The sequence below is a fragment of the Cytobacillus sp. Bac17 genome (assembly GCF_024519925.1).
GTDB lineage: Bacteria > Bacillota > Bacilli > Bacillales > Cytobacillaceae > Cytobacillus > Cytobacillus pseudoceanisediminis.
This window is the reverse complement of sequence record NZ_JALJRC010000001.1, coordinates 543,903-570,316: the sequence shown is the minus strand read 5'-3', so window position 1 is coordinate 570,316 and position 26,414 is coordinate 543,903. Positions and strand designations below refer to the sequence as shown.

Annotated in this window: 22 protein-coding genes; 21 read left to right on the top strand and 1 reads right to left on the bottom strand. The window is 42.2% G+C overall.

Annotation, left to right across the window (positions count from 1 at the left end; all coding sequences use genetic code 11):
- The 6 genes from NR125_RS02820 (at window position 1) to spoVM (ending at window position 5,279) form a co-directional block, all read left to right on the top strand.
- On the top strand, window positions 1-765 hold the full coding sequence (locus tag NR125_RS02820) for a Stp1/IreP family PP2C-type Ser/Thr phosphatase (protein WP_009330812.1): 765 nt from the start codon (window positions 1-3) through the stop codon (window positions 763-765).
- Window positions 758-2,752 carry a Stk1 family PASTA domain-containing Ser/Thr kinase gene (gene pknB / locus NR125_RS02815; protein WP_009330811.1) on the top strand — a complete coding sequence of 665 codons (1,995 nt, stop codon included), beginning with the start codon at window positions 758-760 and terminating at the stop codon, window positions 2,750-2,752. Before NR125_RS02820 ends, pknB begins: the two co-directional genes overlap by 8 nt.
- 15 nt (window positions 2,753-2,767) lie before the next feature.
- On the top strand, window positions 2,768-3,649 hold the full coding sequence (gene rsgA, locus NR125_RS02810) for a ribosome small subunit-dependent GTPase A (protein ID WP_009330810.1): 882 nt from the start codon (window positions 2,768-2,770) through the stop codon (window positions 3,647-3,649).
- Window positions 3,650-3,652: 3 nt separating this feature from the next.
- Window positions 3,653-4,303 (top strand): ribulose-phosphate 3-epimerase, encoded by a 651-nt coding sequence (gene rpe, locus NR125_RS02805; RefSeq protein ID WP_009330809.1) that lies wholly within the window; start codon window positions 3,653-3,655, stop codon window positions 4,301-4,303.
- 70 nt (window positions 4,304-4,373) lie between these two features.
- Window positions 4,374-5,021 (top strand): thiamine diphosphokinase, encoded by a 648-nt coding sequence (locus NR125_RS02800; RefSeq protein ID WP_009330808.1) that lies wholly within the window; start codon window positions 4,374-4,376, stop codon window positions 5,019-5,021.
- Between the two features lie 177 nt (window positions 5,022-5,198).
- Window positions 5,199-5,279 (top strand): stage V sporulation protein SpoVM, encoded by an 81-nt coding sequence (gene spoVM / locus NR125_RS02795; RefSeq protein ID WP_019381739.1) that lies wholly within the window; start codon window positions 5,199-5,201, stop codon window positions 5,277-5,279.
- 145 nt (window positions 5,280-5,424) lie between these two features.
- On the opposite strand, the gene rpmB is transcribed toward spoVM, so the two are convergent.
- Window positions 5,425-5,613, bottom strand: a complete 189-nt coding sequence (gene rpmB, locus NR125_RS02790; RefSeq protein ID WP_019381740.1) for a 50S ribosomal protein L28 — start codon at window positions 5,611-5,613, stop codon at window positions 5,425-5,427.
- 448 nt (window positions 5,614-6,061) lie between these two features.
- Here rpmB and NR125_RS02785 point away from each other — a divergent pair, with 448 nt between their 5' ends.
- The 15 genes from NR125_RS02785 (at window position 6,062) to NR125_RS02715 (ending at window position 26,413) form a co-directional block, all read left to right on the top strand.
- Window positions 6,062-6,424, top strand: a complete 363-nt coding sequence (locus NR125_RS02785) for an Asp23/Gls24 family envelope stress response protein (protein ID WP_009330806.1) — start codon at window positions 6,062-6,064, stop codon at window positions 6,422-6,424.
- A gap of 16 nt (window positions 6,425-6,440) precedes the next feature.
- The gene (locus NR125_RS02780) at window positions 6,441-8,117 is read left to right on the top strand and encodes a DAK2 domain-containing protein (RefSeq protein WP_009330805.1); all 1,677 of its coding nucleotides are present in this window, start codon (window positions 6,441-6,443) and stop codon (window positions 8,115-8,117) included.
- 231 nt (window positions 8,118-8,348) lie between these two features.
- Entirely contained in the window at window positions 8,349-10,397 is a 2,049-nt protein-coding gene (recG, locus tag NR125_RS02775) for an ATP-dependent DNA helicase RecG (protein WP_071156628.1), read from the top strand.
- A 263-nt stretch (window positions 10,398-10,660) separates the two neighbouring features.
- Window positions 10,661-11,221, top strand: coding sequence for a transcription factor FapR (gene fapR / locus NR125_RS02770; protein WP_019381743.1), 561 nt, complete (start codon window positions 10,661-10,663; stop codon window positions 11,219-11,221).
- Between the two features lie 20 nt (window positions 11,222-11,241).
- A complete protein-coding gene (gene plsX, locus NR125_RS02765) occupies window positions 11,242-12,246 on the top strand; it encodes a phosphate acyltransferase PlsX (RefSeq protein WP_256814706.1) in 1,005 nt (334 codons plus the stop codon).
- A gap of 26 nt (window positions 12,247-12,272) precedes the next feature.
- Complete coding sequence (gene fabD, locus NR125_RS02760) at window positions 12,273-13,220, top strand: ACP S-malonyltransferase (protein ID WP_009330801.1); 948 nt, start codon at window positions 12,273-12,275, stop codon at window positions 13,218-13,220.
- Window positions 13,217-13,960, top strand: coding sequence for a 3-oxoacyl-[acyl-carrier-protein] reductase (fabG, locus tag NR125_RS02755; RefSeq protein WP_009330800.1), 744 nt, complete (start codon window positions 13,217-13,219; stop codon window positions 13,958-13,960). The genes fabD and fabG overlap by 4 nt, the downstream gene beginning before the upstream one ends.
- Before the next feature lie 90 nt (window positions 13,961-14,050).
- Window positions 14,051-14,284: an acyl carrier protein gene (locus NR125_RS02750; RefSeq protein WP_009330799.1), complete on the top strand. Its 234-nt coding sequence runs from the start codon at window positions 14,051-14,053 to the stop codon at window positions 14,282-14,284.
- A 615-nt stretch (window positions 14,285-14,899) separates the two neighbouring features.
- On the top strand, window positions 14,900-15,640 hold the full coding sequence (gene rnc / locus NR125_RS02745) for a ribonuclease III (RefSeq protein ID WP_009330798.1): 741 nt from the start codon (window positions 14,900-14,902) through the stop codon (window positions 15,638-15,640).
- Between the two features lie 43 nt (window positions 15,641-15,683).
- Window positions 15,684-19,250 (top strand): chromosome segregation protein SMC, encoded by a 3,567-nt coding sequence (gene smc / locus NR125_RS02740; protein WP_071156624.1) that lies wholly within the window; start codon window positions 15,684-15,686, stop codon window positions 19,248-19,250.
- A gap of 71 nt (window positions 19,251-19,321) precedes the next feature.
- Entirely contained in the window at window positions 19,322-20,326 is a 1,005-nt protein-coding gene (ftsY, locus tag NR125_RS02735; RefSeq protein ID WP_009330796.1) for a signal recognition particle-docking protein FtsY, read from the top strand.
- A gap of 291 nt (window positions 20,327-20,617) precedes the next feature.
- Window positions 20,618-22,993, top strand: a complete 2,376-nt coding sequence (locus tag NR125_RS02730) for a hypothetical protein (protein WP_009330795.1) — start codon at window positions 20,618-20,620, stop codon at window positions 22,991-22,993.
- Window positions 22,990-23,925 (top strand): ABC transporter ATP-binding protein, encoded by a 936-nt coding sequence (locus NR125_RS02725; protein WP_009330794.1) that lies wholly within the window; start codon window positions 22,990-22,992, stop codon window positions 23,923-23,925. The genes NR125_RS02730 and NR125_RS02725 overlap by 4 nt, the downstream gene beginning before the upstream one ends.
- Window positions 23,922-24,770, top strand: coding sequence for an ABC transporter permease (locus tag NR125_RS02720; RefSeq protein WP_256814703.1), 849 nt, complete (start codon window positions 23,922-23,924; stop codon window positions 24,768-24,770). The genes NR125_RS02725 and NR125_RS02720 overlap by 4 nt, the downstream gene beginning before the upstream one ends.
- Window positions 24,771-24,826: 56 nt before the next feature.
- A complete protein-coding gene (locus tag NR125_RS02715; protein WP_256814702.1) occupies window positions 24,827-26,413 on the top strand; it encodes a hypothetical protein in 1,587 nt (528 codons plus the stop codon).
- The last annotated feature ends 1 nt before the right edge of the window (window position 26,414 follow it).

Sequence of the window (26,414 nt, the reverse complement as noted above, 5' to 3'; positions counted from 1 at the left end):
ATGAAAGCTGTTTTTATGACAGATCAAGGCAAAGTCAGGCAGCATAACGAAGATAATGGCGGCATCTATGTGAACAGCAAGGGGCAGCGCCTTGCCATCGTAGCAGATGGCATGGGCGGCCACCGGGCTGGCGATGTGGCAAGCGAAATGACGCTAACAAGTTTAAAAGGATTCTGGGATCAGACAGATGATTTTCAGACTGCCGAAGAGGCAGAAGGATGGCTGCGGAAGCATATTGCAGAGGTCAACACCATTCTTTATGAACATTCGAAAGAAAATGAACAATGTGAAGGCATGGGAACAACTGTTGTGGCTGCAATCTGTACTGATCGTTTTGCGACAATTGCCAATATCGGCGACAGCAGATGTTATATCTTGAATGAATCGGGTTTTCAGCAGCTGACGGAAGATCATTCCCTAGTGAATGAACTTGTAAGGTCCGGGCAGATTACCAAGGAAGATGCTGAGCATCATCCAAGAAAAAATGTGCTCCTCCGGGCATTGGGAACTGAAGCAGCGGTTGAGATGGATATCAAAACCATAACGTTTGAAGAGGGCGATTTATTATTATTATGCTCTGACGGTTTGTCCAACAAGGTAGCTGTGGCTGAAATGATTGAAATCCTCAAAAGCGGACGAACTCTGGAGGAAAAAGCCTCAGTGCTGATTGAACAGGCCAATAATAATGGCGGCGAAGACAATATTACGCTCGTGATTGCTGAGTATTTTGAAAGCAATGAGAGCGGGATGATAAATGATGATTAAGGGAAGAAGATTAAGCGGCCGCTATAAGATTCTTGATATGATTGGCGGAGGCGGCATGGCAAATGTCTACCTGGCCCATGACATGATTCTGGATCGAGATGTAGCGGTGAAAGTGCTTCGGATGGATTTTGCCGAAGATGAAGAATTTATCCGCCGTTTTCATCGTGAAGCCCAATCAGCTACCAGCTTAGCCCACCCGAACATCGTCAGTATCTATGATGTTGGCGAAGAGGATTCAATCTATTATATTGTGATGGAATATGTAGATGGACAAACGTTAAAGCAATACATACAGCAAAACAGCCCGATTCGCATAGATGATTCGCTGGAAATTATGAAACAGCTCACCTCAGCCATATCTCATGCACATCAAAACCATATCATACACCGGGATATTAAACCGCATAATATTTTGATAGATAGGCATGGTAATGTAAAGATTACTGATTTCGGAATTGCCATGGCATTAAGCGCTACCAGTATAACTCAGACCAATTCTGTTTTAGGCTCTGTTCATTATCTTTCTCCGGAACAGGCCAGGGGGGGGATGGCCAACAGAAAGTCTGATATCTACTCCCTTGGCATTGTTATGTTTGAGCTTTTGACTGGCAGGCTTCCTTTCTCAGGTGAATCCGCTGTATCAATAGCTCTCAAACATCTGCAGTCAGAGACGCCTTCCCTTAAGCGATGGAATCCTTCAATACCGCAAAGTGTTGAAAATATCGTTTTAAAAGCGACAGCTAAAGATCCTTTTCACAGGTATGATTCTGTTGAAGATATGGAAGAGGATATCAGTACAGCGCTTGAACCCGAAAGGCTTCATGAAGAAAAGTTTATGGTCCCGATTGACGATGATGCTACAAAGGCAATCCCTGTTATTACGGATGACCGCCCATACCAAAGCATGGACGAAACACTTGTACATGCTAAGGATCCAAAGGGAGACACGCAGCCTGTGGCAAAACCTCTTCCTGAAAAGAAGAAGAAGGAAAAAAAGAAAAAAAAGAAGAAAAAGAAATGGCCAATTATTCTGGTATCCGTCTTTTTGTTTCTGGCTGTGTTAGGCATCCTGGCCATAACTGTTTTACCTGATCTTATTGCGCCCAAGGATGTCCAGGTTCCTGATGTGTCAGGAAAAGAGGTGGAAGACGCAGTAGCAGAGCTTATTGCCGCTGGGTTTACGGTTAGGGATACAAAGCCGATAAGTGACCCTGATGTGGAAGAAGGTCTGGTAGTAAAAACAGATCCGAAAGCAGGCAGAACCGTAAAAGAAGGAACTTCCATTGATATCTATGAAAGCACTGGCAAGGAAAAATTTGAATTAGCTGATTACCAGGGCAGGCAATACGACGATGTAGTCCGCTTGCTTGAAAGCAAAAATTTTAAAAGCATTGAAAAAACAGAAGAAAATAATGAGAGTGAGCCGGCTGGGACAATCCTGGACCAAAACTTCTCAGAAGGCGATCTTGTCGTTCCCGAGGATACAGAATTGATTTTTACTGTCAGCAAAGGTCCGGCGCCAATTGCCTTAAAAGACCTGCGCGGCTATAACGAAAAGGGGCTGCAGGAGTACGAAGAATCGTCGGGATTAAAAGTAGAATATGGAGAAGAAGAATTTCATGAGGAAGTCCCAGAAGGACTAGTCATCAATCAGGATCCGGCACCAGGCACAAACCTGGCAAGCGGACAGAAAGTGACGGTGGTTCTTTCAAAAGGGAAAAAAGAACTTCTTCCTAAGACAGAAAATATTGAGATCAGCGTTCCCTATGAGCCTGCAGCCGAAGGTGAGCCAAATGAAGTTCAGATTATCATTAAGGATATGAATAATCCTGGTTCTGAACCAGTTCATACAGAGCTGATTTATGAAGATACGGTAATCCCAATTGATATAACAATTGCTCCCGGACAGAATGCCACTTATAAGGTTCTGCGGGATGGCCAGGTTTTTGAAGAAAAGGAAATCCCTTATCCGGAAGAAGAATCATAAGCAAGGAGTGTTGCTATGCCTGAGGGCAAAATTATTAAAGCCTTAGCCGGGTTTTATTATGTTTTTAGCGGAGATGAAATCATTCAGTGCCGAGGCCGCGGAGTTTTCCGGAAAAATAAGGTTAACCCGCTGGTCGGTGATGAAGTCGTGTTTCAGGCAGAAAGTATTACAGAAGGATACATCTTAGAAGTAAAAGAACGGAAAAATGAGCTGATCCGTCCGCCAATTGCAAATGTTGATCAGGCCATTCTAGTGTTTTCAGCTGTTGAACCGGGCTTCAGCACCTCTCTATTAGATCGTTTCCTGGTGCTGGTTGAATTCAATCGTATAAAGCCAATCATCTGCATTACTAAAATAGATCTGACAGACGAACATGGGTATAAGGAAATCCAGCAATATGCATCAGATTACCGCAAAGCCGGCTATGATGTTTTGCTGACTTCCTCCGAAACAGAAGAAGGCGTTAAAGACTTAATGCCATATCTGGAAGGCGAGATCTCCGTTTTTGCAGGACAGTCAGGTGTGGGGAAATCATCTTTGTTAAATGTATTAAGACCAGATTTAGAGCTGAAAACAAATGATATTTCTTCACATTTGGGCAGGGGAAAGCATACAACCAGGCATGTAGAACTGATAGAGGTTGGGAAAGGGCTTGTTGCTGATACCCCAGGATTCAGCTCCCTTGAATTTACAGATATCGAATTGGAGGATCTGAATTATTGCTTTCCGGAAATTCAGGAGAAAAGCGATCAATGCAAATTTAGAGGCTGCCTGCACATGGCAGAACCGAAATGCGCTGTAAAGGCCGCCAGTGAAAACGGTGAAATTCCTTCCTACAGATACGAACACTACAAAACCTTTCTGCAGGAAATAAAAGATAGAAAGCCGAGGTATTAATTCATGGTAAAAATCGCACCTTCGATTTTATCGGCAGATTTTTCCAAATTGGGAGAAGAGATTAAAGATGTAGAGCGCGGCGGAGCTGATTATATTCATGTCGATGTAATGGACGGCCATTTTGTACCGAATATTACAATTGGTCCATTAATTGTTGATGCAATCCGTCCTGTGACAAAGCTGCCCCTGGATGTTCATTTGATGATAGAAAATCCGGATAACTACATTGAGGCATTTGCTAATGCGGGGGCAGATTATATCACTGTACATGCAGAAGCATGCAAACACCTTCACAGAACGATTCATTTTATTAAATCATTCGGGGTCAAGGCAGGAGTGGTTCTTAACCCGGCTACACCAGTTAATATGATTGAGCATATTATTGATGATATTGATATGGTATTGCTTATGACTGTTAATCCTGGTTTTGGAGGACAAAAGTTCATCCCTGGCGTTCTTCCTAAGATTAAGGCGGTTAAGGAAATGGCTGACGCAAAAGGTCTAAATATTGAAATTGAAGTGGACGGCGGAGTGAATGAAGAAACAGCACAATTGTGCATTGAAGCTGGAGCGAATGTGCTTGTTGCCGGGTCGGCAATTTATAATCAGAAAGACAGAGCCGTGGCGATTGCTGCTTTAAAAGGTTCGAAATAAAAAAGAGCCAGCTTGAATAGAGCTGGCTTTTTATAATATAAGATATATATCATGATTGGAGCAATATGAAATGATTATAAATATTTTAGCTGGCGGCCCTGAGGATTTGCTGCCTGAACTGTCTTCATTCAGTAATGCCGGTGACATTTGGGTCGGGGTAGATAGAGGAGTGCTTACACTCATTCAAAATGGCATGCAGCCGAAAATGGCATTTGGCGATTTTGATTCTGTGTCAAATGAAGAACTATTAATCATTGAAGAAAAAGTAAAAGAGCTGAACAGGTTCAAGCCGGAGAAAGACGAAACCGACATGGAGCTTGCCCTGAATTGGGCACTGGAACAAAATCCTGAGAAAATCCGTCTGTTTGGCGCCACAGGCGGCCGGCTTGACCACTTATTTGCAAATATTCAGCTGTTAATAAAGCCTGTACTTGAAGGAAACTTTGTTCCTGTCGAAATTATTGACAAAAAAAATAAGATTAATATTAAAGCTCCAGGTGAATACACCATAAAGCAAAATCCAAATTTCAAATACATTTCTTTTGTCCCGATCACAATGGAAATTAAGGGCCTCACATTAAGAAATTTCAAGTATCCGCTCACAGATCGGACCGTCCCTGCCGGTTCTACTCTTTGTATCAGCAATGAACTTATTGATGATTGTGGTACTTTTTCTTTTACTGAAGGCATATTAATGGTTGTAAGAAGCAAGGATTAAGAGCCGGGCCAGTGCTGCCCTGCAAGGTGCTGGGAATCTGGATATGAGTGCTGGCATGAATTGCTTTCTGATCATTTTTTGTAATCATGAGTACTCATCTTTCGTTATTTGAATAAGATGGTAAAGACGATTTAAGGACAGAATGGATGCGTAAGATCGTGAGGAGGGACACGAGTAATGAGATTTTATACAATCAAACTTCCTAAATTTTTAGGGGGCATTGTGCGTGCCATGTTAGGGACCTTCAAAAAGGGGTAAACTCCCATAAATGAAAAAGAAAATAGCATTAAAAACTGGGCACCTCTCTGGGGTGCTTTTATTTTTGATTCAATGGGGGAGAATGAATAGTGGATTATAAAAAGGAAAATAAAAAGGACATCCTAAAAGGATGTCCCTGAGCAGATTAAACGCGCTCAACTTTACCTGATTTAAGTGCTCTTGCAGATACCCAAACACGTTTAGGTTTACCGTCTACAAGAATACGTACCTTTTGAAGGTTAGCACCCCAAGTACGCTTGTTAGCGTTCATCGCGTGAGAACGTGCGTTACCTGAAGTTGTTTTTTTACCAGTTACAACACATTTGCGTGGCATGTATGTTTCCCTCCTTACTAAAAGCATAAGCTGAAACTATTTTTCAATGCTTTCATTTGCAATAGTCAGATTCATCCATCTGAATTAATGAGGAATTCCGTTTCGGATCTCGACATTAAAAGATACTTTAATAATTTATCATACAACCCTTCTGATTGCAATAGTTTGCTTTCAAGAAAATTTCCTTGACATAGGGGTATGGAACATGAGCTATAATAGGGATGGGGAAGTATGGCTTTCAATATTACAGCCCATATAGTAAAATATCATAAGGTATGCATAAAGCTTTGGAGTTAGAAAGATCGCTGCCCAGCTGAAAAGGATGCATTCTCCTTTAACAGCAAGCTTGCCTCCATTTTACAATTAAGGGGGAACGCCAGCGTTTCCGTAAAGCGGGAGCGCTTGAAGAAGCTTTTATTAAAAGCAATTTCCAAAGGGGGAACGAACCATGTCCATCGAATTAAAAACGAATTTCGGGCAAATTGATATCTCTAATGACGTAATTGCAACAATCGCAGGCGGAGCAGCAGTTGACTGCTACGGCATCGTAGGGATGGCCTCTAAAAATCAAATTAAAGATGGCCTTACAGATATACTTCGAAAAGAGAATTTTACCCGCGGTGTTATTGTACGCCAGGAAGAAGATGAAGTACATATCGATATGTATATTATTGTAAGTTACGGAACGAAAATTTCCGAGGTTGCCCACAATGTGCAATCTAAAGTGAAATACACCCTTGATAAAACAGTTGGGCTAAGTACGGACTCGGTTAATATTTACGTTCAGGGAGTTCGTGTAACGAACCCGTAGTGAGGAGGAAAGACTTGTGTCAAAAAGAGATTTAGATGGGAAGCTTTTTGCCGAAATGGTCATACAAGGAGCGAACCATTTATCTGCTAATGCAAAATTAGTGGATGCGTTAAATGTTTTCCCTGTTCCTGATGGAGACACAGGAACGAACATGAATTTGTCAATGACTTCCGGTGCAAAGGAAGTAAAAGCTAATATTCAGGAACATATAGGGAAGGTGGGCTCTGCTCTTTCTAAAGGTTTGCTGATGGGGGCCCGCGGGAACTCTGGAGTAATTCTCTCCCAGCTGTTCCGAGGCTTCTCAAAGCATATTGAACAGAAATCTTCCATCAATGGCAAAGAGTTTGCTGATGCTTTGAATTCAGGTGTAGAAACTGCTTATAAAGCTGTTATGAAGCCGGTTGAAGGAACAATTTTAACCGTTGCTAAAGATTCCGCTAAAAAAGCGGTGCAGGCTGCAAAAAATGAAGATGATATCGTAGTGATTATGGAGGAAGTGTTAAAAGAAGCACGGGCTTCTTTAAACCGGACTCCGGATCTTCTTCCTGTCTTAAAAGAAGTTGGGGTTGTAGACAGCGGCGGGCAGGGTCTTGTTTTTGTATATGAAGGATTCCTTGCAGAGCTCAAGGGCGAAAAACTTCCTGATACACCAGCAGCCCTTCCAAAGATGGATGACCTGGTTAGCGCAGAACACCATAAAAATGTTCATAGTTTTATGAACACTGAAGATATTGAATTTGGTTATTGCACAGAGTTTATGGTCAAGTTCGAAACTGAAAAGCTATCTGCTAATCCTTTTTCAGAAGACAAGTTCCGCCAGGACTTAAGCAAATATGGCGACTCGCTTCTTGTGATTGCGGATGAACAGCTTGTAAAAGTACATATCCACTCTGAACAGCCAGGAGATTGCCTGACATACGGACAGCGCTATGGGAGCTTAATCAATATGAAGATTGAAAACATGCGCCAGCAGCACACCAATTTGATTGATGACGTTCCTACACCATTGGCAGCTGAAGCTAAGCCAAAGGAAAAGCAGGAATACGGAATCGTTACAGTATCAATGGGCAGCGGGATTGCGGATCTTTTCCGAAGCATCGGAGCACATGCAGTCATTGAGGGCGGCCAGACGATGAATCCTAGTACGGAAGATATTGTAAAGGCCATCAAAGAAGTGAATGCCAAGAAAGTAATCATTTTGCCAAACAATAAAAATATCATCATGGCTGCACAGCAGGCTGCAGAAGTGACTGAAGAAGAAGCAGTAGTTGTTCCTTCCAAGACCGTCCCTCAGGGAATGGCTGCCCTGCTTGCTTTTAATTCAAGTGCCGGACTCGCAGAAAATGAAGAAGGCATGACAGATGCCCTTCAGCATGTGAAGACAGGCCAAATTACATTTGCTGTCCGTGATACAAGCATCGATGGCCTCGAAATTGAAAAAGATGATTTTATGGGCATCTCAGATGGGAAAATTGTTGTCAAGAACAAGGATAGAGTGCAGGCTGCCAAAGATCTTCTCGATGGAATGATTGATGAAGACTCTGAGATCCTAACCGTATTAAAAGGTGAAGATGCGGCAGAAGAGGAAGTGGATTCACTTATCAGCTATATTGAAGATAAGTATGAAGATGTTGAAGTCGAAGTGCATGATGGCAAACAGCCGCTATACTCTTTTATATTTTCAATCGAATAAACAAAAAAAAAGCGAGGGCCCAGCCTTCGCTTTTGTCCATTTAAAACGATTACATTTTAGTGAACTTCGGAAATATTAATTTATTTGGTTAAAGATTGCTTACTTGCCTATTTAGATTATAGTGTGCTAGTTATAAAGCAGGCGCTGTATAAGCCTGCAGTTAAAAGTAATTGAGCAGGGAGGGGTGGCGGACTGCCTTGAGAAAATATATTTGGCAGCCGTTCAATAAACGTGAATCCAAATTATAATCAGTCTGTTACAGCTGTTAAAGGCATCGGGGAGGAAACAGCAGTATCACTTGCTGAAATGAACATAAACACTGTAAAAGATTTGCTTGAATATTTCCCATATAGATATGAGGATTACAGGCTCAAGGATCTGGAAGAGATTAAGCATGATGAAAGAGTAACTGTGGAAGGAAAGATCCACAGTGAACCTTCACTCGCCTATTATGGAAGGAAACGGTCCAGGCTGACTGTGAGAGTTCTTGTAGGCAGATATCTGATACAAGTGGTCATGTTTAATCAGCCATATTTAAAGAATAAAATTACATTGAACGAAACTGTGACAGTGACAGGCAAATGGGACCAGCACCGCCAGATCATAACAGCCAATGAATTAAAAATAGGGAGTGCCTCCAGTAACAAGGATTTTGAGCCTGTTTACGCTGTGAAAGGAAATATCACTGTCAAGGGAATCAGACGTTTTATAAAACTGGCTTTTTCACAGTATGGAAATGAGATATCAGAAACTTTGCCTGAAAAATATCTTTTGCAATATAGGCTTTTGGATAGGCGAGATGCTATGAGATCGCTCCATTTTCCTGCCAATGATCAGGAACTTAAACAGGGAAGACGGCGATTTGTTTATGAAGAATTCTTCTATTTTCAATTAAAAATGCAGGCACTAAGAAAGATTGAAAGAGAGCAGTCTAAAGGGATTGCGCAAGCTTATGATCTTTCGAGGCTGATGGAGTTTATAGACTCTCTGCCATTTGCCTTAACCAATGCCCAGAAAAGGGTGGTTAATGAGATTCTGACTGACATGAAATCGCCTTATCGGATGAACAGGCTATTACAGGGGGATGTTGGTTCCGGCAAAACGGCTGTTGCGGCGATCGCCCTATTTGCCAGCAGGACAGCAGATTTCCAGGGAGCTTTAATGGTGCCGACCGAAATCCTTGCAGAGCAGCATGCGGAATCTTTAAAAACGATGCTTGAGCCATTTGGCCTGCGATGTGAACTCCTGACAAGCTCCGTCAAAGGAAAGCGCAGAAGAGAAATTCTTCAGCATTTAAAGGATGGAGAAATTGATGTTCTTATAGGCACACATGCACTTATCCAGGAAGAAGTGGAATTTAATAAACTGGGGCTTGTTATTACTGATGAACAGCATAGATTTGGTGTCGGGCAGCGGCGCATCCTCAGGGAAAAAGGCGAGAGTCCGGATGTTCTGTTTATGACTGCCACGCCAATCCCGAGAACATTGGCCATTACTGTTTTTGGGGAAATGGATGTTTCCATCATAGATGAAATGCCGGCAGGGCGAAAAGCGATTGAAACTTATTGGGCAAAACCTGAAATGCTTGATAGAGTACTTGGTTTTATGGAAAAGGAGCTTTCAGCAGGCCAGCAAGTATATGTGATATGTCCCCTAATTGAGGAGTCGGACAAGCTGGATGTTCAAAATGCTATAGATGTCCATGCAACATTGATGCATCATTTTCATGGCCGCTATGATGTGGGCCTCATGCATGGCAGGCTTCACCCAGATGAAAAAGAAAATGTAATGAAGGCTTTTAGCCGAAATGAAACTCAAATTCTTGTTTCTACTACAGTTGTCGAGGTGGGTGTAAATGTCCCAAATGCAACGATGATGGTGATCTATGATGCTGAGCGCTTTGGACTTGCACAGCTGCACCAATTAAGGGGCAGGGTAGGGAGAGGAGATAAACAATCTTATTGTGTTCTTTTAGCAGACCCCAAATCGGAAGTTGGAAAAGAACGAATGAAAATCATGACGGAAACCAATGACGGATTTGCACTAAGTGAAAAGGACCTTGAGCTGAGGGGACCTGGGGACTTTTTCGGAAAAAAACAAAGCGGGCTCCCGGAATTTAAAGTCGCCGATATGGTCCATGATTACCGCGCTCTCGAAGCCGCCAGAAACGATGCAGCTTCTCTTGTTGAATCCCATGAATTCTGGCATTCAGATGAGTACCTGCCTTTGAGAAATTATTTAAAGGAAACAGGAGTGCTGGAAGGGGAAAAACTGGACTAAAGGATCGAATGTCACACGCTGAGCTGATTGGAGTGGAGGGAGCTTGATCTTCGAAAAATGTTCTCGCATTTCCTTCGTGCGGTGCTGGCTGAGGAGGCTCCTGTTCCTCCCAGCGGAAATCAACGGACAGAATATGTAAGCTAAACAAATATTCAATCACACTTAAAGCAGATTGCAGAAAAGTTCTTCCTTGCAATCTGCTTTTTTTGATTATATACTACTATTAGTACCTAGTCTTAATATCTCGGACGGTGGGATTTTTAATGAAAAGAAATAAAAAAGAACGCCAGCATTTATTAACGGACACAATAAAAGAAAATCCATTTGTCACGGACGAGGAACTTGCAGAAAAGTTCACTGTCAGCGTCCAGACAATAAGGCTCGACCGCCTGGAATTATCTATTCCGGAATTGCGGGAAAGAATCAAGCATGTTGCTGAAAAAACTTTCGAGGATGAAGTCCGATCTTTACCCATAGAAGAAATAATCGGTGAAATAATAGATATAGAATTGGATAAAACGGCAATTTCCATTTTCGATGTAAAAAATGAACATGTATTCAAGCGGAATGGAATAGCCCGGGGGCATCACTTGTTTGCACAGGCCAACTCACTGGCAGTTGCTGTAATAAATGATGAACTGGCATTGACAGCGAAAGCCAATATTCAATTCACAAGGCCAGTGCGATTAAATGAACGTGTTATAGCTAAAGCCAAGGTCCTTACAATTGATGTTGACAGCGGGAGGACGATTGTTGAAGTCAATAGCTTTGTGAATAACGAACAGGTATTTAAGGGCGAATTCGACATGTTCAGAAAAAAATAATCACTAAAGGATGAAGCATCATGAAAATTTCCATAGACGCAATGGGAGGCGACAATGCCCCGAAGGAAATTGTCCTTGGCGCAATGAAAGCTGCCGCAGAGTTTAAGGATATACACATTACTCTTGTTGGCGATGAGTCAAAAATAAAGGAATACCTTACTTCAAACGAGCGGATTGAGATCTTACATACAGATGAAGTCATCTTGCCGGATGATGAACCAGTGAGGGCTGTGCGCAGAAAGAAAAATGCATCAATGGTGCTTGCAGCGCAGCTTGTCTCAGACGGTAAAGCGGATGCATGCATTTCTGCAGGAAACACGGGTGCTCTTATGGCAGCAGGCCTTTTTGTGGTAGGAAGGATTGATGGCATTGAACGCCCGGCATTATCACCTACGCTTCCAACGATAGGCGGGGAAGGGTTCCTTTTGCTGGATGTAGGGGCGAATGTTGACGCGAAACCTGAGCATCTTCTTCAATATGCGATCATGGGATCGATATATACAGCAAAAGTCCGGGGTGTTTCCAATCCTAGAGTGGGCCTTCTAAATATAGGAACTGAAGAGAAAAAAGGCAATGAACTGGCGAAAAATACATTTGACCTGCTGAAGAATGCTGATATCAATTTTATCGGTAATGTGGAAGCACGCGATTTGCTTGAGGGAGCTGCAGATGTTGTAGTGACAGATGGCTTTACCGGAAATATGGTCCTAAAGACAATTGAGGGTACTGCTCTTTCTGTGTTTAAAATGCTAAAAACAGCTCTGACCAGCAGCTTTAAAACGAAATTGGCAGCAGCTGCCTTAAAGCCTGATTTATACCAGCTTAAATCTAAGATGGATTATTCGGAATACGGCGGTGCTGGATTATTCGGATTAAAGGCGCCTGTTATTAAGGCTCATGGTTCCTCAGATGCGACTGCTTTATTCAGTGCAGTCAGACAGACCAGGGTTATGGTAGAAAACAATGTCGCTCAAACGATTAAGGAAGCTGTTGAAAAAGAAGCAGAAAAAACAGCCGTTAAATAAACTTATTTTATTTGGGGGGAATCACGATGGGTAAAATCGCCTTTTTATTTCCTGGGCAGGGATCACAGGCTGCGGGAATGGGAAAAGCATTAGCCGAACAGGATGAGAAAGTAAAATCATTTTTCGAGAGTGCTGATCAAAAACTTGGCTTTTCACTATCACAACTTATTTTTGAAGGGCCTCAGGAAAAATTGACGTTAACAACAAATGCACAGCCGGCATTGTTGACTACTAGCATTGCCATACTCGATTATTTTAAAAGATCTGGCGTAGCACCTGATTTTGTGGCTGGCCACAGCCTTGGAGAGTATACTGCACTCGTTGCAGCGGAAGCACTATCCTTTGAGGACGGTGTTTATGCTGTCCGTAAAAGAGGAGAGTTCATGGAAGAAGCAGTTCCTAACGGTGAGGGAACAATGGCAGCGGTACTGGGACTGGACAGGGACAAGCTTACTGCTGTCACAGAAGAGGTTACTGCAGGCGGCAATCCGGTTCAGCTCGCAAATTTGAACTGTCCTGGACAGATTGTTATTTCAGGTTCAAGGGCAGGTGTTGAACAAGCTTCTGCAAAGGCTAAAGAAGAAGGTGCCAAGCGAGTGCTTCCACTGGAGGTAAGCGGTCCTTTCCATTCTGAATTAATGAAGCCTGCTGCGGAGAAGTTCAGGCAAGTCCTGGACGATATTGAGATCAAAGATGCAGTTGTTCCTGTCATTGCAAATGTAACGGCTTCTGAAATGACTTCTGCTGCAGAAATAAACAGCAGATTAATTGAACAGCTGTATTCACCTGTACTCTGGGAGGATTCAATCCGCAGGATGATAGAGCTAGGAGTAGATACATTTATTGAAATTGGACCAGGGAAAGTACTGTCAGGCTTAGTGAAAAAGGTAGATCGTTCCCTTAAAACGTATGCCGTTTCCGATGCTGAATCCTGCCAGGCAGTTACAGAATCCTTGAAGGAGGAAATGAGATGAAGCTAGAGGGAAAAGCCGCATTAGTAACGGGAGCTTCCCGCGGAATCGGAAGAGAAATTGCTTTGGGTCTTGCTAAGCAAGGTGCAGATATCGCGGTTAACTATTCCGGAAGTGAGGCAAGGGCGAACGAAGTCGTTGATGAAATAAAAGCATTAGGCAGAAATGCTTTTGCTATCCAATGCGATGTGTCAAATAGTGATTCCGTGGCAAGCATGGTTAAAGAAACAGTAGAAAAGTTTGGCAAGCTTGATATTTTGGTTAATAATGCTGGAATTACGAGGGACAACCTGCTTATGAGAATGAAGGAAGACGAATGGGATGATGTTATTAACATTAACCTGAAAGGTGTATTCCTTTGTACAAAAGCTGTTACAAGGCAGATGATGAAACAGCGCAGCGGCCGCATTATCAATATTTCATCCATCGTTGGTGTCAGCGGCAATCCTGGCCAGGCTAATTATGTCGCTGCCAAATCAGGTGTTATTGGCCTGACAAAGACCTCTGCAAAGGAACTTGCAACAAGAGGCATAACGGTCAATGCTATTGCACCAGGCTTTATCACAACTGATATGACTGATAAGCTGAACGAGGATGTAAAAGAGCAGATGCTTAAGCAAATTCCTTTGGCGCGTTTTGGCGACCCTGCAGATATTGCGAATGTGGCAGTATTTCTTGCTTCAGAGGACAGCCGCTATATGACAGGACAAACCCTTCATGTTGATGGCGGTATGGTCATGTAGTTTGTAACAGGCTTGTAATGCAAAATTTTTTATAAAACCTTTCAATAAAGGCTAAAAATAATCTATAATACTTGAGGGGAGGTGACAAGCATGGCAGAAGTATTAGAACGTGTAACAAAGATCATCGTGGACCGTCTTGGTGTAGAAGAGTCTGAAGTGAAATTGGAAGCTTCTTTCAAAGATGATCTGGGTGCTGATTCCCTTGACGTAGTAGAATTAGTAATGGAATTAGAAGACGAGTTCGACATGGAAATTTCTGACGATGATGCTGAAAAAATCGCAACAGTCGGTGACGCTGTAAATTACATAAAAGCTAGCCAATAATCGTTAGTTGGACCACTCTGCAGTGAGGGTATACCCCTCGCTGCAGCAATTTTTTATCAGCAGATGTTTACTGTCCGGTGTTACCTGTGGCATAGAGGACAGCATGGATAAAGCTGTCGCACGGCAGCAGGTGGCTGTGGACAGTAAATATGTTAGGCAAAAGCTCCGTTGAATAACGGGGCTTTCTTCTGTGAAGATGGCTGTATCCGAATGAAACTTAAAAGTGTTTTGTAAATAGAAATTTTTTTGCGTTTTTGATTTTTATTACGTAAACTTAGAAAAGACCATTTAAGCTTTATATGAATTTCAGTTTACTTAATTTTTGCGGGTTTTGAGCAGTTATCTATATTTACATTGAGCGATTGGAGCGGAAGATGCGAGATCTCCGAAAAGGCTACCGCATTTTCTTCGTGCGCAGTTGTTCGAGGAAGCTTTCCTGCGGGAGCAGCATACCAAGGGAGACCCGCAGACGCAGAGCGTCGAGGAGTCCAGGCAGCCCACACGGAAGCTTGAGTACATGCAGCGGCAATCAACAGGCTTAGTTAAAACTAGAACATCATTTTGAGATGTCCCTAATAATAAAAAGAATATTAATATTAGCAAGGTGGATGCATTATGCGCAGCAATAAGGATAAGGAAAGAAAATCATTTCGCGCAATCGAAAAACAATTTAAAGAATTCCAGACGGAAATCGGAATCCAATTTGAAAATGAAAAATTATTAAAGCAAGCTTTTACCCATTCATCTTATGTGAATGAGCATCGGAGAAAGCCCTATGAAGACAATGAAAGACTGGAATTTTTGGGTGACGCTGTACTGGAACTGACTGTTTCGAAGTTCCTTTACCTAAAATATCCCATGATGAGCGAGGGGGAATTAACTAAGCTGAGGGCAGCGGTTGTTTGCGAACCATCCCTGGTCTCATTTGCCCATGCATTGTCCTTCGGCAGCCTGGTACTGCTTGGAAAAGGGGAGGAAATGACAGGAGGAAGAACCCGTCCGGCCCTGCTTGCAGACGTATTTGAAGCCTTTATAGGTGCACTATACCTGGATAAAGGATTAGATACGGTTGTCGGTTTTTTGGAGAAAGTTGTTTTTCCGAAGATTGATTCAGGTGCTTTTTCGCATGTGATGGATTTCAAGAGCCAGTTGCAGGAACTTGTGCAGCGGGATGGTGCAGGTACAATTGAATATAAAATCCTTCAGGAAAAAGGGCCTGCCCACAATCGAGAATTTGTTTCCACTGTTTCCCTAAATGGCAGGGAGCTTGGGACAGGCACCGGCCGATCAAAGAAAGAAGCGGAGCAGCATGCAGCCCAAATGGCCCTTGAAGTATTGAAGAATCATATCAAGTGACATCGAAGAATAGAAACTTGGAGGAGACAGAGGGGGAGCAAGGTTGTTTTTAAAAAGGCTTGATGTTATTGGATTTAAGTCATTTGCTGAGCGGATCACGGTTGATTTTGTTCCAGGCGTTACGGCAGTTGTAGGTCCAAATGGAAGCGGAAAAAGCAATATAACAGATGCCATACGCTGGGTATTGGGGGAACAATCAGCTAAGTCCCTTCGCGGCGCGAAAATGGAGGATGTCATTTTTGCTGGCAGTGATTCCCGGAGAGCGCAGAATTTTGCTGAGGTTACACTGACCCTTGATAACGGCGATCAGGGTCTGCCGATTGAATACAGTGAAGTCAGTGTTACAAGAAGGGTTTACCGATCTGGAGACAGTGAATACCTAATCAATAAGCAAACATGCAGATTAAAAGATATCGTAGATTTATTTATGGATTCAGGCCTTGGCAGGGAAGCTTTTTCAATAATAAGCCAGGGCAGGGTAGAGGAAATTCTAAACAGCAAAGCTGAAGAACGCCGGACGATATTCGAAGAAGCGGCTGGTGTGCTTAAATATAAGACAAGAAAGAAAAAAGCGGAAGGCAAACTTTCTGAAACCCAGGATAATTTAAACAGGGTGAATGATATTCTTCATGAACTTGAAAGCCAGGTAGAGCCTTTGAAAATTCAGGCTTCGATTGCAAAAGATTATCTGCAGCAGAAGGAAGAGCTTGAGAAAATTGAAGTTGCCCTTACAGTCTATGAGATAGAAGACCTGCATTCAAAATGGGAGCAGCTTTCACGTCAGCTTGAACGGCATACAGAAGATGAAATGAAGCTATCGGCAGTTATTCAGAACAAAGAAGCCAAAATGGAAGAGTTAAAGGATCATATTGCTGCAATCGATGAATCAGTAAATGATTTACAGGACGTACTCCTTCATGCCAGTGAAGAGCTTGAAAAACTGGAAGGCAGAAAAGAAGTCCTAAAAGAGCGAAAGAAAAATGCCAGCCAGAATAAAGACCAGCTTCATCGAAACATGGAGGAACTTTCTTCGAAGATAACTGAATTAAAAGAGCAAGAAGAAAAGCAGTCGGCTCTCAAAGGAAAAATAAAGGAAGAAGCAGTTAAACTTCAGAAAGCATTAAAGGAAAAGCAGGAACAGCTCAAACTCTTCAGTGAAAATACGGAAGAGAAAATTGAATCGCTGAAAAGTGATTATATTGAAGTGCTGAATAGCCAGGCGGCTTCAAGAAACGAACTGCAGAATATTGATCAGCAGCTCAGCCAGCAGGGTCAGCGCAGTTCTAAGCTTGAGATGGATAACGAAAAGTATATTGCCGACCGCAAGAAAAATGAAGAGAAAAAGCAAAAGATACAATCAGAACTTGAAAGCCTGCAAAAAGAAATAGAGAGTCAGGTACATGTTTTTCGAACGGAAGACCGCAAGCTTGAATCATTAAAGAATAATTATCAAAAGCAGGAAAAAACATTGTATCAGGCTTATCAGTATTTGCAGCAGGCAAAATCCAGGCAGGAAATGCTTGAAGAAATGGAAGAAGACTTTTCGGGCTTTTTCCAAGGTGTAAAGGAAATATTGAAAGCAAGGGGCAGCAAGCTGCAGGGAATTGAAGGAGCCGTAGCGGAATTAATTCAGGTGCCAAAAGAGTACGAAACGGCGATTGAAACTGCTCTTGGCGGTGCCATGCAGCATATCATCGTACAAAATGAGCAGGATGGGAGAAGTGCCATCCAATTCCTGAAAAAGAATTCATACGGAAGAGCAACTTTCCTGCCGTTAAGCGTAGTGAAGGGGAAAAGGCTTAATACCGGGCAACTGCAATCGGTTCAAGGCCATCCCGCCTTTATTGGTGAAGCTGCTACGCTGATCCGGTTTGAAGGAAGGCATCAGTCTGCTATTGAAAACCTGCTTGGCAATGTTGTTATTGCACGTGACCTTAAAGGAGCCAATGAACTGGCGAAGCTTCTTCAATACCGTGTGAGACTCGTTACTATTGATGGAGATGTGGTTAATCCCGGCGGGTCCATGACGGGAGGAGCCCTGAAACAGAAAAGCACTTCCATTCTTTCACGCAAAGGTGAACTTGAAGAGCTGAAATCACGAATTTTGGACATGGAATCCAAAACAGCTAACCTCGAAAAACAAGTGAAACTGCAAAAAAGCGAAATTCAAAAACAGGAAACACGCATTGAACAGCTTAGAAAAACAGGTGAAGAGCTTCGTTTGATGGAACAGAGGGTAAAAGGAGAGCTTCTAGAAGTAGAGTTTGAGGAGAAAAGCATTAATGAGCGCTTATCTCTTTATGATATGGACAAAGCACAGTTTTCGGAAGATAGAGAAAGACTGCTGACCAGAAAGAGTGAGCTTGCAGATCTATTGGAGCAGCAGCAAAAACAAATAGCTGATCTTGATAATGAGATTAAAGCATTAACAGAAAGAAAAAACACCCAGCAGACTTCAAAGGAAACTCTTGTATCTGAAATAAATGAGCTGAAAATCAGCTTCGCTTCCAAAAGTGAACAGCTGAATCATGCTGAGGACAAACTAGCCGCACTAATTTCTGAGCTTGCTGCTAACAGGGATAAGCTGAAAACAGTAAAAGAGGATTTAGAACTGCTATCATCTGAAATGACGAATAGCTCTTCAGGTGAGCAGCATCTGGAAGAGGCAGCACAGCAAAAATTAAAAGAAAAGAATGAAACGCTTGAGTTGATTGCTTCAAGAAGGGATGAGCGCTTAAAGCTCCAAACATCTTTAGAGGACTTGGAACTTGAGGCAAAAGAATTAAAACGCCAGCATAAAGGCCTGGTAGAAGTTTTGAAAGATGAGGAAGTTAAGCAGAACCGGCTTGATGTTGAGCTGGAAAATAGGCTGAATCATTTAAGGGAAGAATATCTGTTGTCTTTTGAAGGAGCTAAAGAGGAATATCCGCTGGAGATTGAGATTGATGAAGCACGAAAAAAAGTAAAACTCATAAAGCTGGCAATGGAAGAGCTTGGGGCTGTGAACCTCGGGGCAATCGAAGAATATGACAGAGTATCTGAACGATATGAATTCCTGCTTGAACAAAAAACAGATCTTCAGGAAGCAAAAGATACGTTATTCCAGGTTATCGATGAAATGGATGTTGAAATGAAAAGGCGATTTGAAGAAACCTTCGAAGGGATCCGTTTCCATTTTGAGTCGGTTTTCCAATCTTTATTCGGCGGCGGCAGAGCCGATTTACGCTTGACCCAGCCTGATGATTTATTGAATACAGGTGTGGAAATTGTCGCACAGCCTCCAGGCAAGAAACTGCAGAACCTCGGATTATTATCTGGAGGAGAAAGGGCACTTACAGCAATTGCATTGCTGTTTTCCATTTTGAAAGTACGTCCTGTTCCATTCTGTATCCTTGATGAAGTAGAGGCAGCCTTGGATGAAGCAAACGTGCAAAGGTTCAGCCAATACTTAAAGAGATACAGCGACGTCACCCAGTTCATCGTTATTACCCACAGAAAAGGAACAATGGAAGAAGCGGATGTCCTTTACGGTGTAACCATGCAGGAATCCGGTGTTTCCAAACTGGTATCTGTACGTCTGGAAGAAACCAGGGAACTAATTACTCAATAGCAGCTTTAATGCGGGACAGTTTACAACCTGTTCCGGACTAATACATATTGCTTTTAAAAGGAAGTGAAAACATGAGTTTCTTTAAAAAACTAAAAGAAAAAATCACTAAGCAGACAGATAGTGTTACTGAAAAGTTTAAAGACGGATTAACCAAAACGCGCGATAATTTTTCAAATAAGGTAAATGACCTTGTATCCAGGTACCGTAAAGTGGATGAGGAATTTTTTGAGGAACTGGAAGAAATCTTAATTGGGGCGGATGTTGGATTCGACACTGTCATGGAATTGGTCGAAGAGCTGAGAAGGGAAGTAAAACGCAAGAATATTCAGGATCCTCGCGATGTGCAGGCTGTCATCTCAGAAAAGCTTGTAGAAATTTATGACAGTGCAGGCGAAACCTCCACAGAATTAAATATTCAATCTGAGGGACTAACTGTTATCCTATTTGTTGGTGTTAACGGAGTCGGTAAAACGACCACGATCGGAAAACTTGCCCATAAGTTCAAAAATGAAGGAAAAAATGTCCTGCTTGCAGCAGGAGATACCTTCCGTGCAGGAGCGATTGAACAGCTTGAGGTGTGGGGAGAACGTGTCGGCGTTGATGTCATTAAGCAGGGAGCTGGCTCTGACCCTGCAGCTGTCATGTATGATGCCGTTCAATCTGCCAAGTCCCGCAAAGCTGATATTTTAATCTGTGACACTGCGGGACGCCTGCAGAATAAAGTCAATCTAATGAAAGAATTAGAGAAAGTAAAGCGTGTAATAGAAAGGGAAGTACCGGGGGCCCCGCATGAAGTATTGCTAGTACTTGATGCTACAACTGGACAAAATGCCATGATTCAGGCTAAGACCTTCAAGGAAGCTACTGATGTTTCTGGTATTGTTCTTACAAAACTGGATGGAACTGCAAAGGGCGGCATCGTTCTTGCAATCAGAAATGAACTTGAAATCCCGGTGAAATTTGTAGGTTTAGGTGAAAAAATGGATGACCTGCAGGAATTCAATGCAGAACAGTATGTCTATGGACTCTTTGCCGACATAGTCGAAAGAGAAGCAGAAGAAGAAGAGGAAGAATAAAATTGTTACACAGCCGGAGAGCGAGTTCTCCGGCTGTTTTTTTACGAAATTTAAAATATAAAAAATAGTTTGAAATTTATACTTTTTAGTGTAAAATTACACTGTGTTAATAAAGGTCTTTCAAGTTTGGTCTGACAAACAAATTAAATAAATATCCGCAGGAACTTTTTGTCAGCCGGCTGCGTCTATACTAAGGAAGAAGTCATCAGGCTGGCAATAATTTATATTTTTAAAGACTGCCTAAAAAAAACATAAGGCAGATACTTAAGATTTTTAATGGGGGAGATTGGGTTGCACGGAAAATTAAAAGTGATCATCATGGCTTTATTCTGTTTTGTGTTAATGTTTCATCCATTCCAAACAGCAGAAGCTGCCAGCACAGACATCAAAGTTTCTATAGATGAGGGCTTTGGCGGAAAAGTGAAAAGAGGAGAGGGGTTTCCTCTGCGGATTAAGATGGAAAATACAGGAGAGGCTTTTAGCGGGGATTTGCTGATAAGTTACCATCCATCCTACAATACGAGCGGTGCGGTTACTATAAAAGTAGACCTTCCTGCCGGAACAGCTAAGGAATACCTGGTTTCCATCCCTGGCATGACAGAGGACCACCCTTCCATGTATCAGAACATACCTTTACTGACTCTTTATGAAGGTGATTGGAAAAACGGAAAAAAGGTTAGTTTTAAAGGCGAAAATACATTAAAGCCGAAATTTATAGATACGGCAACTGAAGTAATTGGTGTTCTCAGTGAAAACTATGACCGTGTAAAAGAATTGAGGACGCTTCCTTCAAAATCGATAATTGAACTTAATAAGGAAGATTTGCCGGATGAAGCGACAGGATTGGAAACACTCGATTATTTGCTGATTGATGAATTCAAGATATCCCAGCTTAGTGACAAACAGCAACAAGCTATAAGGAACTGGGTTTACAACGGTGGAGCATTGATTGCCGGAGGAGGACCTGATGCAAGCGGTGCCTATGGAGAACTATATTCTTTGCTGCCAATGAAATCTGAAAACGAGGCCGCCGGTACAGTAAAATTCCTGCAGTCAGCAAAGAGCGAGGAGCCGGATTTTAAAGAACTCAACTTCTTTACTGGTCCCATTGAAGCGGGTGCAGAAGTTATCGCTGAAAGCGGGGATCTTCCAGCAGCAGTGAAAAAGGAGTATGGAAGCGGGACGATTCTGCAGACAGCTTTTTCACTGGGAGATGAGCCTTTATCTTCATGGCAGGGATACAACACATGGTTTGCAGACTTTATTAATCAGGCAACAGGTGCCGGCATTGGATCCAGCCCATATTCTCAGGATTACCTGGACCAGCTGTATTGGGAATTTGCAGAAGTGAATGAATTCTTTCCTGCATCCAATTTTTCAATCGGGCAGCTTATTGGCCTTTTTGCCGGTTATATTATTCTGATAGTGCCTGTTCTTTATTTTGTATTAAGAAAGCTTGATAAACGGGAGCATTCCTGGTGGATCATTCCTTCCATCGCCATATTAATGGGGACAGCTGTCTTTGGAATGGGAGCAAAAGATAGAATTTCTCAGCCGCAGCTGAACCAGATGGGGATCTATAAAGTGAATAACAATCTGCTTACCGGATATCAGGCATCAACCCTGCTTTCAAATAAAAGCGGTGAATATACCCTCTCAATGCCCAAGGGTGAATTTAATGCAGTGGTTTATTCAAACAATTCCAATACATCAGATCCCCTTAGAGGCGGAATCATGGCTGAAAAGGTAAAAAACAATGAGATTATTTTCCCTGAGGTAGAATATTGGTCATCCAAAACAATTTACGGAAAGGCCCAGACCGATATCAATGGGAAGTTTAAAGCGGACCTCACCCTTAAGGAAAAGAGATTAACTGGAACAATCAAAAACGAAAGTGAGTATGATTTTGAAGAATTATATATTTGGTCAGGCAATGAAGCAATCAAATTAGGGCCAATCAAGAAAGATGAGGCAATTAAAGTGGATAAAACCATAAAGCAGTCCCTGCTGAGCAGACCATATGGAGGAACTTTTAATGGGGCATATCCTGCCAATGGCCAAAATGATATAAATAGGTTAAGAAGAGAAAAGCTTGAATATGCCTCCACTACATTTCTGCTTGGGGATGTTGCTCAGCCAGTCCTTGCGGGGATTACAAAAGAATCAATTATTGATGTAGCCATGAGAGGGAAGAAGGAAAAACAGAATAACACAAATCTGATCCTTCAGCCATTTGAGGCCATAAATGAGTTCTCCGGATCCTTTACATTGAAGGATGGAATGATGGCAGCTGATTGGAATGTGATCCAGGGTCAGATTTATGAAAAAGGCATGGGCAGCACGAATGCAGAAATGATGCTTGAAGACGGAGAATATGAATATATTCTCAGCCTCCCGAAGCAGCTAAAAGAGAAAACATATAGATTAGAAGAAATTTCGGTAAGGATCAATAGCCAAAACGTACAGTATTCGATAAAAAACCATAAAACGGGTGAGTGGCTGCCGATTGAACCAGATCAAAGGAGCATAAAGCTGACAAGTAAAGATGACTTAACCCAGTACGTTTCGAAAGAAGGCCGTTTTATTATGAAGCTGAATAAATCAGCTCAGGGTGATCCTTTCGTTCAATTGCCGGCTGTTACGATCAAAGGGGAGGTGGCAAAATGATCGAAATTATGGATTTATCGAAAAGATACGGAAAATTTACAGCACTTGATTCTTTAAATTTAAATATAGAAAAAGGCAGTGTATTTGGTTTTGTCGGACAGAATGGTGCAGGAAAATCCACAACCTTCTCCATTTTGGCAACCTTACTTGCCCCCACTTCGGGCTCTGCGTACGTAAACGGGTATGATGTTCAAAAGGATTCAAAACTCGTGAGGAAGCAGATAGGCTATATGCCGGATTTCTTCGGGGTTTATGACCAGCTTAAGGCTGATGAATATCTGCACTTCTACGGTGCGAGTTACGGCATACCATTCGCAGAACGCGAGAAGCTGATACCGCAGCTTCTCGACCTAGTCAACTTGTCAAATAAAAGAGAGTCATATGTAGACCTATTATCAAGAGGCATGAAGCAGCGTCTCTGCCTGGCCAGGTGTCTTATCCATGATCCTGAAGTGCTGATTCTGGATGAACCTGCATCAGGACTTGACCCAAGAGCAAGGGTTGAAATGAGGGAAATATTAAAAGAATTGAAAAGCATGGGCAAAACAATTTTAATATCTTCACATATACTGCCTGAACTTGCAGAAATGTGCGATACCATCGGCATTATTGACCAGGGAAAACTGGTGGCTCAGGGGTCTGTTGCTGATATTCAGTCACAGCTGAGGGGAGAAAGGCTGATCATTGTAAAAGTTCATGGAAGTTCAGAAAAGGCCGTTTCTTTCTTTGAGGATGATCCTAATATATTTAAATTGGCTTTACTGGAAGACGGAGCATCTTTTCAGTTTATTTATAAAGGGACAGCTGAAGAACAAACAGAACTGCTGAAAAGAGCCATTTTAAATAATTTAGCGATCACCAGCTTTGCAGAAGCAGAAACGGATCTGGAAGATGTCTTTATGGAAATTACAAAGGGAGTTGAGCTGACATGAAGAATTTAGTCGTAAATCCTGTTCTGAATAAAGAGTTTAAGCTCCGCTTCCGCAGCTTTAAAAGCTACCTGGGGGTACTCTTTTACCTCTTGGCATTAGGGCTGATCATTGTTGGTTTTATCTTTATAGAATCATTGTCAAATAACATGCAGGGCTTTTTTAAACCTGATCAGAGCCGGACAATGTTTATGGTCCTATCTATATTGCAGCTTGGCTTAATTCTGTTTATTACTCCCGGTTTAACAGCTGGGGTTATTAGCAGTGAAAGAGAGAGGCAGACCTTAAATATCATGCTCACGACGACCCAAAGCTCTTCTAGCATTATTTTGAGCAAGCTGATTTCTTCCATTTCATATTTGATTTTGCTTATTGCGGCAAGTTTGCCTCTCTATAGCTTTGTGTTTTTATTTGGAGGTATTTCCCCAGGTCAGCTGCTTACGACAATGGGATTTTATTTATTTACCATCCTGGTTTATGGAAGTCTCGGGGTCTTATTTTCAACGGTCATTAGAAAAACAATTGTCTCGATGGTTACCACCTATGGGGTTACTTTATTTCTAGCTGGAGGAACGGCATTCCTGACTTTGATTTTTATGCAATTAACCAATGCATATGGCTATACAGGGACTCAGCCAACAAATCCTCTTGCATACTTCCCGGCTATGCTTAACCCGGTCATTATTCTAATGAGCACCTTTGAGCCGGAAATGACCAATGAAATTACTAGATCAACAGGCATTGAATTTCCTTTATGGATTTCATACTTAATTTCGTACACATTGATTTTCATTGGAGCTATTCTGCTGAGCATAAAAAAACTCCGTCCCAATATGAAAAAGGGCTAGTATTTATTCGGGCAAATCCCTGGGAGACGGGATTGCCCGTAAATTTTAATAAGGGAATGATATCGGTGGAAAACCGCAATCAATATCTTAGACTTTTAAAACCGGTAAAAAGACAGCTCCTATTTCAGCTGATCGTTAAGGAATTCCAGGTGTTCCTTTTATCGGCTGCTGTCTTGGCCTTTTTTCTTATGATGGCTGCAAGATTTTTTGTTATCCCATTTCTCCAAAACTATCTCCTGCTGATTTTATTTCTGTCTGCTATTTATGCAGCTTTTCGAATTTGGAAGAAGCGTCCTGACATGATCCAGACTGCATCATTGTATAACACGTTTGTAGCTGAAGACAGGGTCATTACAGCCCATTCTTTCCTTCACGATGATGGCATTCTTGCAAGATTGCAGCTGGCAGATGCAGTAAAGCATATGAAAAAGGTGCATCATCAGGTTTTAGGCAGGAAGAAAACTTTCATTCTTCCTAAACCTTTTCTAATGTTTTTGTCTTTCCTAGGTCTGGCAGTGCTTTTGTACATGATTCCCGGCGAGAAAATGGAATTGGCGCTAAAACAGGAAAAAGAAATCAAGATAATTGAAGAAGCTAAAGAGAAACTTGAGAAAAAAGCTGAGAATGAAAAGAATCCTGAAGTGAAAAAAGCATTAGAAGAAGCAAAAGACAAGATTGCAGAAAAAAAGTCAGCTGAGGAAGCTTTGAAGGAATTAGAGAAACAAACAAAAAGCTTTGAGTTGAAAGCAATTAAAGAAAAAGAAAAATCAATAGCCCTGGATAATATTAAAAATAATCTTGATAAGAGCGGGTTAGAACAATTAAGCCGAATGCTGAAAGAAAAAGATCTGGCTTCCTTTAGGGAAGAGTTTTCAAAGCTTGATAAGCAGAGAAAGGAACTTAATGAATATCAAAGAAATGCCTTGAAAGAGCTTACTGGAAGTGATGCACAGTTGTCTGAAGAAGAGCTGACAAGTCTCCTGGATCAGCTCGAAAAGGCATTGCAATCAGAAGAGCTTTTAAAACAGCTGGCTGCAGCACAGGAAGCTCTGCAGAGTTCAGGGGTTTCTTTACAGCAGCAGATGGCTGCGAATGGAATGCCCTCGGGACAGCTAGCGTTTTCGCCGCCTGGCCAGCCTGGCAGTTCAGGAAACGCCTCCCATACGCCTCAGCAGGGGCAGCAGAATAATTCAAATCAGCAAAATAATCAAAATCAAGCTGGCAATAGCTCAAACAGCAGCAATGGCAGCGGAGCGGGTTCAGGCAGCGGCTCAGGAAATGGAACCGGCTCAGGAAATGGTTCGGGATCTGGTACCGGGGCTGGCTCAGGGAATGGTTCAGGCAGCGGTCTTGGAGGAGGTGCCGGGCTCGGACAGGGGTCTAGGGAGCTGCTCACCATCCCATCTGGCATGGAAGGGAAGACGAATATTGAAAATGACAACGGCAGCCTTGGACAGGGGAATCCAGGACAACAGTTTGAAGGGGAAGGCCCTGTCTTAAAAGGGAATATCAGACCATACAGTGAAGTTTTTGGGAATTATGAAAAGGCATACAGGCAAAGTACGGACCGGTACAAGCTTCCGGCTGATTTAGAGGAAATCGTTAAAAGTTATTTTACTAGTATAGATCCTGACAAGGAGTGAC

Excerpts from the sequence above, each read along its gene's own strand:
- NR125_RS02820 (WP_009330812.1), top strand. The coding sequence starts at position 1 with ATGAAAGCTGTTTTTATGACAGATCAAGGCAAAGTCAGGCAGCATAAC.
- pknB (WP_009330811.1), top strand. The coding sequence starts at position 758 with ATGATTAAGGGAAGAAGATTAAGCGGCCGCTATAAGATTCTTGATATG.
- rsgA (WP_009330810.1), top strand. The coding sequence starts at position 2,768 with ATGCCTGAGGGCAAAATTATTAAAGCCTTAGCCGGGTTTTATTATGTT.
- rpe (WP_009330809.1), top strand. The coding sequence starts at position 3,653 with ATGGTAAAAATCGCACCTTCGATTTTATCGGCAGATTTTTCCAAATTG.
- NR125_RS02800 (WP_009330808.1), top strand. The coding sequence starts at position 4,374 with ATGATTATAAATATTTTAGCTGGCGGCCCTGAGGATTTGCTGCCTGAA.
- spoVM (WP_019381739.1), top strand. The coding sequence starts at position 5,199 with ATGAGATTTTATACAATCAAACTTCCTAAATTTTTAGGGGGCATTGTG.
- rpmB (WP_019381740.1), bottom strand. The coding sequence starts at position 5,613 with ATGCCACGCAAATGTGTTGTAACTGGTAAAAAAACAACTTCAGGTAAC.
- NR125_RS02785 (WP_009330806.1), top strand. The coding sequence starts at position 6,062 with ATGTCCATCGAATTAAAAACGAATTTCGGGCAAATTGATATCTCTAAT.
- fapR (WP_019381743.1), top strand. The coding sequence starts at position 10,661 with ATGAAAAGAAATAAAAAAGAACGCCAGCATTTATTAACGGACACAATA.
- plsX (WP_256814706.1), top strand. The coding sequence starts at position 11,242 with ATGAAAATTTCCATAGACGCAATGGGAGGCGACAATGCCCCGAAGGAA.
- fabD (WP_009330801.1), top strand. The coding sequence starts at position 12,273 with ATGGGTAAAATCGCCTTTTTATTTCCTGGGCAGGGATCACAGGCTGCG.
- fabG (WP_009330800.1), top strand. The coding sequence starts at position 13,217 with ATGAAGCTAGAGGGAAAAGCCGCATTAGTAACGGGAGCTTCCCGCGGA.
- NR125_RS02750 (WP_009330799.1), top strand. The coding sequence starts at position 14,051 with ATGGCAGAAGTATTAGAACGTGTAACAAAGATCATCGTGGACCGTCTT.
- rnc (WP_009330798.1), top strand. The coding sequence starts at position 14,900 with ATGCGCAGCAATAAGGATAAGGAAAGAAAATCATTTCGCGCAATCGAA.
- ftsY (WP_009330796.1), top strand. The coding sequence starts at position 19,322 with ATGAGTTTCTTTAAAAAACTAAAAGAAAAAATCACTAAGCAGACAGAT.
- NR125_RS02725 (WP_009330794.1), top strand. The coding sequence starts at position 22,990 with ATGATCGAAATTATGGATTTATCGAAAAGATACGGAAAATTTACAGCA.
- NR125_RS02720 (WP_256814703.1), top strand. The coding sequence starts at position 23,922 with ATGAAGAATTTAGTCGTAAATCCTGTTCTGAATAAAGAGTTTAAGCTC.
- NR125_RS02715 (WP_256814702.1), top strand. The coding sequence starts at position 24,827 with ATGATATCGGTGGAAAACCGCAATCAATATCTTAGACTTTTAAAACCG.